Origin of the sequence: Halotalea alkalilenta DSM 17697 (assembly GCF_000621205.1) — a bacterium.
In the GTDB taxonomy this organism is placed as follows: Bacteria; Pseudomonadota; Gammaproteobacteria; order Pseudomonadales; family Halomonadaceae; genus Halotalea; species Halotalea alkalilenta.
The window spans coordinates 206,048-216,546 of the sequence record NZ_KK211231.1 but is presented as its reverse complement, the minus strand read 5'-3'; the positions used below and the strand labels follow the sequence as shown (position 1 = coordinate 216,546).

General features: G+C 62.1%; 13 protein-coding genes. 8 read left to right on the top strand and 5 right to left on the bottom strand.

Annotation, left to right across the window (positions count from 1 at the left end; genetic code table 11):
- From Q376_RS25075 to Q376_RS0117640, 4 genes are all read left to right on the top strand, one after another.
- Positions 1–258 (top strand): hypothetical protein (locus tag Q376_RS25075; RefSeq protein WP_027351430.1); only part of this gene is annotated, 258 nt, incomplete at its 5' end.
- Positions 259–295: 37 nt separating this feature from the next.
- Positions 296–700: a hypothetical protein gene (locus Q376_RS0117655; protein WP_027351429.1), complete on the top strand. Its 405-nt coding sequence runs from the start codon at positions 296–298 to the stop codon at positions 698–700.
- 954 nt (positions 701–1,654) lie between these two features.
- Entirely contained in the window at positions 1,655–2,056 is a 402-nt protein-coding gene (locus Q376_RS0117645; protein ID WP_027351427.1) for an MbcA/ParS/Xre antitoxin family protein, read from the top strand.
- Complete coding sequence (locus Q376_RS0117640; RefSeq protein WP_027351426.1) at positions 2,053–2,733, top strand: RES family NAD+ phosphorylase; 681 nt, start codon at positions 2,053–2,055, stop codon at positions 2,731–2,733. The genes Q376_RS0117645 and Q376_RS0117640 overlap by 4 nt, the downstream gene beginning before the upstream one ends.
- A gap of 68 nt (positions 2,734–2,801) precedes the next feature.
- On the opposite strand, the gene Q376_RS23325 is transcribed toward Q376_RS0117640, so the two are convergent.
- From Q376_RS23325 to Q376_RS0117615, 5 genes are read right to left on the bottom strand one after another with little or no spacing between them, the layout of a single operon-like run.
- Positions 2,802–4,121 carry an amidase gene (locus Q376_RS23325; protein WP_043448596.1) on the bottom strand — a complete coding sequence of 440 codons (1,320 nt, stop codon included), beginning with the start codon at positions 4,119–4,121 and terminating at the stop codon, positions 2,802–2,804.
- A gap of 1 nt (position 4,122) precedes the next feature.
- Positions 4,123–4,353, bottom strand: a complete 231-nt coding sequence (locus tag Q376_RS0117630; RefSeq protein WP_027351425.1) for a hypothetical protein — start codon at positions 4,351–4,353, stop codon at positions 4,123–4,125.
- A 58-nt stretch (positions 4,354–4,411) separates the two neighbouring features.
- Positions 4,412–5,416 (bottom strand): ABC transporter substrate-binding protein, encoded by a 1,005-nt coding sequence (locus tag Q376_RS0117625; protein WP_027351424.1) that lies wholly within the window; start codon positions 5,414–5,416, stop codon positions 4,412–4,414.
- A gap of 2 nt (positions 5,417–5,418) precedes the next feature.
- Positions 5,419–6,246: an ABC transporter permease gene (locus tag Q376_RS0117620; RefSeq protein ID WP_027351423.1), complete on the bottom strand. Its 828-nt coding sequence runs from the start codon at positions 6,244–6,246 to the stop codon at positions 5,419–5,421.
- Positions 6,247–6,261: 15 nt separating this feature from the next.
- Positions 6,262–7,044, bottom strand: coding sequence for an ABC transporter ATP-binding protein (locus Q376_RS0117615; RefSeq protein WP_027351422.1), 783 nt, complete (start codon positions 7,042–7,044; stop codon positions 6,262–6,264).
- Between Q376_RS0117615 and Q376_RS24990 the strand changes: the two genes are divergently transcribed.
- The 4 genes from Q376_RS24990 (at position 7,016) to Q376_RS0117600 (ending at position 10,411) form a co-directional block, all read left to right on the top strand.
- On the top strand, positions 7,016–7,228 hold the full coding sequence (locus tag Q376_RS24990; RefSeq protein ID WP_155834401.1) for a hypothetical protein: 213 nt from the start codon (positions 7,016–7,018) through the stop codon (positions 7,226–7,228). The two genes, Q376_RS0117615 and Q376_RS24990, sit on opposite strands and share 29 nt — an antisense overlap.
- Before the next feature lie 80 nt (positions 7,229–7,308).
- On the top strand, positions 7,309–7,680 hold the full coding sequence (locus tag Q376_RS0117610) for a MarR family winged helix-turn-helix transcriptional regulator (RefSeq protein ID WP_162177919.1): 372 nt from the start codon (positions 7,309–7,311) through the stop codon (positions 7,678–7,680).
- 102 nt (positions 7,681–7,782) lie between these two features.
- Positions 7,783–8,856 carry a substrate-binding domain-containing protein gene (locus Q376_RS0117605; protein WP_043448484.1) on the top strand — a complete coding sequence of 358 codons (1,074 nt, stop codon included), beginning with the start codon at positions 7,783–7,785 and terminating at the stop codon, positions 8,854–8,856.
- A gap of 61 nt (positions 8,857–8,917) precedes the next feature.
- Positions 8,918–10,411 carry an amidase gene (locus Q376_RS0117600; RefSeq protein ID WP_027351419.1) on the top strand — a complete coding sequence of 498 codons (1,494 nt, stop codon included), beginning with the start codon at positions 8,918–8,920 and terminating at the stop codon, positions 10,409–10,411.
- Positions 10,412–10,499 lie beyond the last annotated feature (88 nt).

Sequence of the window (10,499 nt, the reverse complement as noted above, 5' to 3'; positions counted from 1 at the left end):
AGCGAAGGCGACCAGCGCTACCAGGGCGCGAGGCTTGCGTCCCAAGGCGAGCTGAGCCTGATCAGCGGCGGCGAGATAGCATTCGAGGCCGCCCGCGATCTCGAGCAGCAGAGCCGGCACAAGAGCAGCAGCAGCTTCGCCTGGCAGTCTGCCAAGGGCCGTGGCACGACCGACGAGACCCTGCGCCAGAGCCAACTGATCCACCAGGGCGAACTCGCGATCCGCGCGGCCGAAGGAATCTCGATCGAGATTGGCTAAATCGACCAGCGCACGGTGAGCCAGACCCTCGACGCGTATGTACAACCGCCAGCTGCATCCCGAGGAGCGGCGTCTCATCAAGGAGGAAGCAGCCAGGCTCCAGGAAGCACACGGCTCGGCAGGGCCGCTCGACTGGGAGACGATGCTGACCCTGGCGGCTGGCAATCGGCTCGATGCCGATAACGCCGACACCTTTGCCCGGCTCGAGGCCCAAGTGGCGAGCGACCCGAATAACCCGCTGGCGCAGCAGTTCCAGCAGGCGATGACGGTGGCCAATGCTACGATCGAAGTGCTCGCCGGGCAGAACGTCTTGCTGCAATGGCAGGATGGGACAGCGATCCAGGCCTATGGTGACCCGGTGCTGGCATTCCAGGCCAGCGAACGCCAGCGTCAGGACGCCGGACTGTTCAACGCCCCCGGCTTCATGGGACCATACACCTAGTCTGGCGCGACTATTGGAGCGGCTACGGGTCCGATCGGTGCTGGCGTAGGCTTTATCGCGGACGATGTGGCGGGCGCGTTTGCCTGCGCCTATATTTGTGACTCTTTCAGCGACTCGTCCAGTAATTCAAATAGCTCTAATAGTTCCAATAGCCAGTCAGGGACCTGACGATGATAAATATACCGATGCCAGCCTTGCTTTTACCAGCGATAATGATGACGGGTTTTTTGCTTTCGCTTAGCTTCCCCAGCACCAGTGGGCTAACTTCCCCTAAGTTTCTTATGCTCTACTCATCTTGTTTGATGACACTGCTGGTAGCATGCTGGCTCTCCTTCAAGAGTCTGATCCCTCTCTCACTTTGGTTAGTCGCTATAATGCTGGTAATTGCTGCCGTCGGATTACCTTTCATTAAATTTTACTTTAATCAATAAGACAGGGTATTAGCAAGATCTGATCGCCATTTTCACATATAGTTTGATCCGTGAATGGTCGATTGCAAGAGTTGAGTGCAACACAGCTATTAAATTGAATCGGTAGCATCATGGCGAATGGCCATGGCGTCTTACATTACCTCCCCCTTTACCTCGATCGGGCATTTGAAGTCGAAGCGCTTGCGCGGAGGCATGTTCAGCCGCAAGGCGATGGCGTCCAGTGTCTCCTGGCTCCGGTCGTGGTCGTGCTCTTGCGCACCGCTAGCGGCATACGCCGCGAAAGCGTCGAGGTACTTGAACCATCTCGACATCCGAGGCGACGCTCGCTCGAGCTGCCGGTCAGGACCTGGTGATCGATGCCTCCCGCGTCGACATCCGGGAAGGGCCACGGTGGTTTGGGAAGGGCGTTAGGTCGCGTACTCGAGCCTCATAGGCTTAGTGATCCGCTGGTCGCTCATGTGGATGGTGATTTGATATATTCCGCCATATGACCCACCATGATCCTCATAAAGGAGGATCAGCCATGTCCCTACAACACCAGACACCCCATGAGCGCCAGGATATGGCGGCTGCGGCCATGCGTACCTACCCCAACATCTCCAGGGCATGGGGTCTCAAGGAGCATGAAGCCGCCACGCTCTTGGGCGTGCCGGATTCCACCTATCGCCGCTGGAAACAGCAGCCGGATCGTGCACCGCTGGACGTGAACCACCTGGAGCGGATGTCATTGATCCTGGGCATCTACAAGGCACTCCATATCCTGTTACCCAACGCTCAGGCGGCGGACAGCTGGTTGAAACGGGCCAATCAGAATCCGCTGTTCGCGGGGCACGCTCCTATCGAGCGGATGCTCAACGGGCAAGTATCCGATCTATATGTGGTACGCCGGCATCTGGATGCGGCCCGCGGTGGGGGCGTTGCATGAGTTTTCCCGTGTCTTGTTTCGCCTGGCATCCCTGCTATCGGATCATCCCCTCGCGCTTTCCACCCATCGATCTCTTCGAGGGGGTCAACGGCTCTCCCGATGACTGGGCGCTGCTCAACGAACTGGAGGGCGCGACCTCATCCCGCCTGCGGGAGGAAGCTGGTGCCATTCACCTGATCCGTGATGAAGATCGGCGTTACGGCCCGGGCTGGACGCCGGTGATGGCCGCTTTCTGCCACTTCCCGCCGACCGGTTCACGTTTCACCGACGGCACGTTCGGTGCCTATTACTGCGCCTTGTCGGAAGTTACAGCCATCGCCGAGACCCGTTATCACGCCGAGCGCTTCATGCGGGAGTCTTACGAGCCCCCGATGATGCTGCAGCAGCGGGTTTATTTGTCGGACCTCGACGGCTTGTTCGTCGACTTGAGAAACAGCACCGCTGCAGGCGCCCTACTGGCCCCGGATGATTGGTCGGCAAGCCAAGCGTTCGGTCGCAAGACGTGGGACAGCCAGGCCGATGGCATCGTCTATCCTAGCGTGCGCGATCCTGCCGGCGAATGTGCGGCGGTACTTCGTCCTCCTGTTCTGAGCGCCACACGGCAGGGCCGGCATCTGGGCTATGAATGGGACGGAAAGCGCATCAGTCATGTCTTTGAATTGAATCTGTTGAGTTGATGCGAGTAATGGCAAAGGGTCGAAAGCAGGGAAGTGCAACGATGGGAGCGGGGCGCTGGGACATATCTTCAGGCCAGCGCCATCAGGTCGGCTTCGCTCCCCTCCCAGCCGATCAGCTGGATGCCGACGGGCAGGCTGTCGAACGCTGCCCCGCTGGGGAAGCTGATGGCGGGCAGGCCCGAGCAGCTGGCGATCGCGGTGAAGCGCATGTTCGCAGCCAGTATCGATTCCGCATGGCCTGACAGGATCACCTCGGTCTGGCCGATATGAGGGGCGACGAAGGGGATGGTGGGCGTGGCGATCACGTCCACATCCGCGGCCAGCGAGAGAAGATCCTCGCGGAAGCGACTGCGGAAACGCTGGGCGTGCAGGTACTCCGTGGCGGTGATCGTGCGCCCGGCCAGCAGTTGGTTCAGCACGTCCTGGCCGTAGAGTTCGGGGTGGTCGTCGAGCCAACGGTCGTGGACGGCGGAAGGTTCTGCCGCGTCTGCGATGACCAGCGCATCGACGGCGTAGTCCAGTGCGGGGATGTCGATATCTACGATGGTCGCACCTGCGATGCGGGCGCGCTCCAGCCAGTCGTCGAAGGATCGACGTACTGTGTCCTCCAGCCGGGCGAATACGTAGCGACGTGGCAGGCCGATGCGCAGCCCGCTCATCCCACGACGCGAGGGTACCTGCGGTGCATCCAGCATCGCGGCGAACAGCGCGGCGGCGTCGCGACCGCTGCGAGCCATCGGGCCGACGGTATCCAACGACCATGCCAGCGGGAAGATGCCGTCCATCGGCAGCCGCCCGATGCCGGGACGCAGCCCGGTTATGCCGTTCATCGAGGCCGGCAGACGCACCGATCCGCCGGTGTCCGTGCCGAGCGCGGCAAAGACCGAGCCCGCTGCCACGGCCGCTCCCGATCCACCCGACGATCCGGCGGGAATGCGTGCGGGATCGCAGGCGTTGCGGGTCTGGCCATAATGCGGATTGGCCGTGGTGCCACCCCATGCGAACTCGTGCATGTTCGTCAGCCCGAGGATGACCGCTCCGGCGCGTTTCAGCCGGTAGGTGACCTCGGCATCCTTGGTGGCGATGGCGTTCGCCAGCACGCGGCTGCCTGCGGTCAGCGGTGCGCCCTGTAGCGCGATGTTCGATTTCAGCGCGATCGGAATGCCTTGCAGCGGGCCAAGATGGTAGCCCGCCGCCAGCAGCTTGTCCTGCGCCTCGGCCGCGGCGAGGGCCTGCTCGGGCAGCAACGTCTCGAAGGCATTCAGTTCGCGCGTCTCCTCGGCCCGCTGCAGGCAGCGACGCGTCAGATCGACGAAGGTGAATTCCCCCCGTCGCACGGCGATCCCCGCTGCGATCAGGTCCATGCCGCTTGCCATAGGGTCGCGCATCTCAGATCCCGCCTTGCGTGTCGGTGCCGAGGCTGAAGGCAGGCGGTTGCTGGCTGAGCGGCGCGAGCGTAGCCGGAATGGGGAGAGTGAACGGGTCCAGCGCGGCCTTCGCATGGGCGGCGAGCGCATCACAGCGCGCGGCCCAGTCCGCGACGATGGCGCGGAGTTCGGGGGTGATCTGCTCGGGCGGCAGGCCAAGCAGGGCGAGCCGCGTCTCTGGGGCGAGGGTCATCGGGCCGTCCTTGTGGGTCGCGGGGATGGGGTGGGCCGCCTCCGGCCCGCCGGGCGCTTCAGTTCGCTGCATCCAGCGATGCCGCGGCTTTGGTTGCCAGCTCGGTGTTCACGTTGGCGGCGTAGGATGTCGCCTCCGAAGGGTATTCCTCCAGCGTGCCGGCATAGACCGAGATTTTCATGTTGTTCTCCCACGCCTTTTCGCTGACTGCGACGGTCTCGGGATAGCCCTTGGCGTCGATTTCCCGCTGGACCGAAGCGCGGACGACCTCTTCGGAGAGCTGTGGGAAATACTGCATCGCGATCTCGACCGTGCGGTCGAAGTCGGCGTAGATGAAGCGTGAGGCCTGCTCGAACGCGGTGACGATGCCCTGCGCTGCCTCGGGGTTCTCGTCGATATAGGCCTGCGTCGTCGTCAGGCTGGAGAAGGCATAGGGATACCACGATTGCTCCCCCGAGAAGGAATACGTCGCATGCAGCCCGTTGTCGATTTCAGCCTGTGCGACCTGCGGATCCACTGCAAGCGCGTAGTCTGCGCGGTCGGCCATGATGGCCGGAATTTCATTTCCGATGGAGACGTTCACGATGGAGACGTCGGTCAAGCCCTCTTGCTCGATCAGGTAGGACATGAAGGCCCACGTCGTGTCCGGCTCAGGGCTGGTGATGATTCGTTTGCCTGAAAGATGCGCCAGATTGTTCTGCAACGGGGTGTCGTCCTTGCCGAAGATGAACACGGTCGGCGCATTCTGCACACCCGCGACCACCACGCCATCGCCGCCCATTTCTCGCGATTTCGGTACGAAAACCGGATCCTGGATCGAGAATTGCGCCGAGCCACCGATCACCGCCGCCCAGCTTTGTGCGCCGCCGCCGCCGGTCTGGATGCTGACCTTCAACCCTTGCGCGGCGAAGAACCCTTGCTCTTGTGCGACGTAAAGCGGCAGATAGAGCAGCGACTGGAAAGCCTGATTGATGGTGACTTCAGTCTCGTCCTGGGCGGCGGCGGCAAGCGGTACCAGTGCAAGGCCAAAGGCAGAGGCGAGGAGGGTTCTTTTACGCAGCATGGTTATTTTCGTTCCCAGGAGAGGATGGATTTTTCGATCAGACCTACCAGAAAGTTGAAAACGAGCATCATCACCATCACTACGGCGACCCCGGCGAGGACGATGTTCATCGAGAAGTTGGAAGATCCCAGCAGGATCATGTGCCCGACCCCGGCCTGCGAGGAGATGTATTCGCCCACGATCGCACCCACCAGGGCGAAGCCGACGTTCAGCTTCAGCCCCGAGATGACCCAGGGCATCGACGCGGGCACCACCAGCTTGAAGAAGATCGCGGATCGGGAGGCCCCGAACGAGCGCATCAGGTTGATCAGGTCTCCATCCGTTCGCATCGCGCCCTTGTAGGATGTGGTCAGCGAGACGACGACGCAGGAGAACGCCACGATCATCACCTTGGCCATCATCCCCGTGCCGAACCAGATGATCGTCATCGGTGCGATTGCCAGGACGGGGATCGACCCGATCGCCGCGATGAAGGGCGCGGACAGGTCCGACAGGAACCGTGAGTACCAAAGGCCTAGCCCGATGGCCGATCCACCGATCGCGCCCACGGCGTAGCCGGTCAGGGTCTCGGCGCTGGTCGTCCAGATATCCTCGAATAGCTCGCCCGAGACGGAGCGTTTGACCAGCACGTCCCAGACCATCGACGGGCTGGCGAACAAAAAACGGTTCACCAAACCGGTCCGCGCCCCGATCTCCCACGCGGCAAGGAGTGCGACAGTGATGCCGATTTGCAGCGCGACCAGCAGATAGCGCCTGGCAAGCGGGTTTTCGGTCAGCGGTAGCGTCTTCGGCGGGCCGATCTTGGCCCGAGAGGAATGTCGCATGGTCATGTATCTGTCTCGCGGTCAGGCGTTGACGGTCCGCGGCGCTCCGATGCGCTGCCAGATGCGGTCGTAGTATTCGTTGAAGCGTGGCGACATCCGGCGTTCGGGGATGGAATGGCTCTCGGTGCCCAGATCGATGCGGATTTCCTCGACGATCTCTCCCGGGTGGGCCTTCATCACGTAGACGCGGTCGGCGAGGGTGACGGCCTCTTCGATGTCGTGGGTGATGAAAATCACGGTCTTGCCGGACCCTTTGACATGGTCGAGAAGCTCGCCTTCCAGTTCGATCTTGAGCGGGTAATCCAGCGCCTTGTAGCTTTCATCGATCATGATGATCTGCGGGTCGGTGATCATCGTACGCATCAGCGCGACGCGCTGGCGCATCCCGCCTGAAAGCTCGCCCGGCAGTTTGTTTTCATACCCTGACATCTTGTAGTCGTGCAGCAGGCGCGAGGCCTTAGCGCGCGCCTCGCGTTTCGATGCGCCCTTCACTTCCAGCCCGAGGATGATGTTGTCCACGACGGTTCGCCACGGGAACAACAGGTCCTTTTGCAGGACATAGCCGATCTTTGCCGAAACCATTCCGGTGGTCTCGCGCCCGTCCACGACGATCGATCCGGCATCCGGACCGAGCAGCCCGGTGATGATGTTGAACAGCGTGGATTTTCCGCAGCCCGAAGGCCCGACGAAGGCCACGAATTCGTCCTTGGCCGCATGGAACGACATGTTTCGTAGGACGGTCATTGGACCGTCCGAGGTCATGTAGGATTTGGTGATGGACATCGCTTCCAGGGCGTGGGGCATGGTGGCCTCCGTCCAAGGGTTGTCTTTCTTGTATATCAATATTGAAACGATAACACTTGAAATGGCAACAAAAATATTCCGTGATGTGGCATTTGTCGCAAGCTTATGTTTAAAAAGTGAGTTTTTTGAATGCGCTGGCTGTGGCCCGGCGTTTCTCGAACCGTGGGTTGCCCAAGTTAGGTGAAAGAGCAACTATAGAAAGGGAAATTAGCCGGGGGCCAGATGGTCGATTACAGAATTACGCTCTCGCATCTCGTGGCGCGGGTGAACCGCCGGATCGAAGGGGCGCTCTCGCAGCGCCTCAAGGCAGAAGGGCTTTCTCTCGAGCACTATCGCATCCTCACCGCGCTGGTGGAGGAGAACGGCCGCACGATGAGCGATCTAGCCACCTGGGCGATGGTCGATCCGCCGACGATGACGAAGATGATCGATCGGCTCGTGGCTTCTGGTTTCGTGTTTCGCGCACCGGACCCGAACGATCGACGCAAGGTGCTGGTCTTCATCTCGGATGTCGGGCGCAGCGTCTACAAGGCCGCCGAAACGCCTGCGATGGCGTTCGAGGAGGAGCTTGGAAATGTGTTGCCCGCTGTAGACAGGGCCGAGCTGACCAGGCTTTTACAAAGTTTGTTGAAGTGACGATGCCGCCTGACGGCGGCGTCCCGTGCAAAGCCCACTGTCGCGCCACGCTGACAACCACTATAAATAAACCAGGGGCAGGGCATGCCGCCAAACGAGCGTATGAGTAAGCGAACCTCTTCTCCTCTGCGGTTGTGCCTGATGCTGGCGAAGTGCGGTCCCGCCGGTCTTTGGGCGCCCTCGGCGATAGCCAGTGCGGAACTTGCGATCTGCGACATCAACCGTGCGGGCGGGCTGTTCGGCCGTGAGCTCGAGGTCTTCACCACCGATTGCGGAACCTCCGCCGGGATGGCGATGAGCAATGCGATCGCCTCGGTCGAGGTGGATGGAGCCGATGCGATGATCGGCATGTTCCCCAGCTACGCTCGCGCCGAGGTCGCGCAGGCCATAGGCGGCAAGCTTCCTTTCATTTACACCCCGCAGTTCGAAGGCGGCGAGTGGCGGCGCGATGTCATCACCACGGGTGAGACGACGCATGAATTGCTCGACGTGGCGGTGAGCTGGCTGGCGCGCAAACGCAGGGCGCGCAGGTTCTTCCTGTGCGGCGCGAACTACCGCTGGCCGCGTGAAAGCTTCGCCGTGGCGCGGCGCGTCATCGCCAGTATCGGGGGGGAGGTGGTGGGCGAGGCGTTCCAGCGTCTCGGCGATCAGGACTACGACCTGCTGCTTCAATCCATCGGCGACAGCAGGGCCGATGTCGTCATTCCGATGTTCCTTGGCCTCGATGCCGTGGCCTTCAACCGCGCCTTCGCGCGGGCCGGCATGGCCGAACGCATGGTGCGCTGCGCCCCCGGTCTGGATGAGACGATCCTTTACGGCCTGAGCCCGGACGATACCGAAAACCTCTATTCCGCATCGGGATATTTTTCCAGCCAGCGTTCGGCCAACAACGGCAGCTATCTGGAGCGGTATCACATGAAGTTCGGCGACCACCCCCCGCCCGCAAATGCCTATGGTGAGTCGGTCTACGAAGGGATCTACAGCCTGGTTGCGCTGGCGCAGGCGACGGGCTCGCTGGACCCGGGTTCGATCCGCAGCATGCTAGGCCGAGTCGTGCCCCGTCGTTCCGCTCGAAACGGTAGCGAACTGCGCCCCGTTGGGTCTCGCCAGTCAGTGATGATCGCGGCGATCGATGGCTATGACATGCGGATCATGAGCGAATACAGCGGGAAATAATTGAGATTGAAATATTTGCCAAGGAAAGCATATTCATCGGCATGAGCCGATGGAGACCGCGATGCCGATACCCCGTCCCGAGCCCGATGAGTTGATCGCGCTGGCCAAAGACGTAGGCCTTGCGCTGTCGCATGACCGCGCCTGCGAGTTCCTGACGATCATGGAAGGCTCGTTTCGGGCCTATGACCTGGTGGAAAGTCTCGATCTTCCCGTCGCATCGCCCGTTCATTCGCGCAAGGTCATCGCGGTCAAGCCCGCGCATCCCTTGAATGCCTGGTATGCGACCTGTGAGACGTCCGCTGCGACCGAAGGCAAGCTGGTGGGCCGCACCGTCGTGCTGAAGGACAACATCATGATGGCCGGCGTGCCGATGGCCAACGGCAGCGCGATCCTCGACGGGTTCGTGCCGTCGGAGGATGCGACCGTGGTGACCCGTCTGCTGGCCGCGGGCGCCTCGATCCGGGGCAAGGCCGTGTGCGAGAACTTCTGCATGTCGGGAGCGAGCTATACCTCCGCCACGGGGCCGGTCCTGAACCCGCATGACCGGCGTCGGTCGGCCGGGGGCTCGAGCTCGGGCTGCGCGGCGCTCGTCGCATCGGGAGAGGTGGACATGGCGGTCGGCGGCGACCAGGGCGGGTCGATCCGTATCCCCTCCAGCCACTGCGGCATCGTCGGGATGAAACCGACCCACGGCCTCGTCCCCTATACTGGCATCATTCCGATCGAGGCGACGCTGGATCATGCCGGGCCGATGACCCGCACCGTCGCCGACAACGCCCTGATGCTCGAGGTACTGGCCGGGCCGGACGGACTGGACGCCCGCCAGAATGGTGCGCCGGGGCAGGACTATACCCGCGCGCTGACCCGTGACCCCAGGGGCATGAAGGTCGGTATCCTCTGCGAAGGTTTCACCGTCGAACATATGGATCCCGAGGTCGCCGCCATCGTGCGCGACGCGGCAGGCCGTCTTACCGCCGCCGGGGTGGAACTAGTGGATGTATCCATTCCCGAACACCACATTGCCGACAAGGTCTGGGCGCCCATCGGGCTGGAGGGCCTGACCCGCCAGATGATCGAGGGGCTCGGCATGGGCTTCAACTGGCGCGGGAGATACTCGCCCGAGCTGATGGATGCGATGTCCGACTGGAGAGCACGGGCGGAGGAGCTGCCGGTGACCCTGCAACTGTCGCTGCTGACCGGGCGCTGGGCCCTGGCGCAGAACGGCGGGCGCAGCTACGCCAAGGCGCAGAACCTGTCGTTGCGAATGCGCGCGGCCTACGACGCCAAGCTGGCCGGGGTCGATGCCCTGTTCATGCCGACGCTGCCCTATGTCGCGCCGCTGTTGCCCGATGCGGATACGTCATTGGCTGAGTTCATGACTCGCGCGCTTGGGGTCAACGTCTCCACCTCGCAGTTCGACGTCACGGGGCATCCAGCGATCAGCGTACCGTGCGGCCAGCTGAATGGCCTGCCGGTCGGCGCGATGCTGGTGGGGCCTTGGTATGGAGAATCCTGCGTCTACACCTTGGCAGCCGCGCTCGAAAGGGCGAGTTGAAAGCGGGATGAGGGTGTTCGACACGCTGGGCGAGTGCATCGTCCTGGGTTTCTTAGGCACTTCCAGGCCTTGACTGAATAATCTTCGG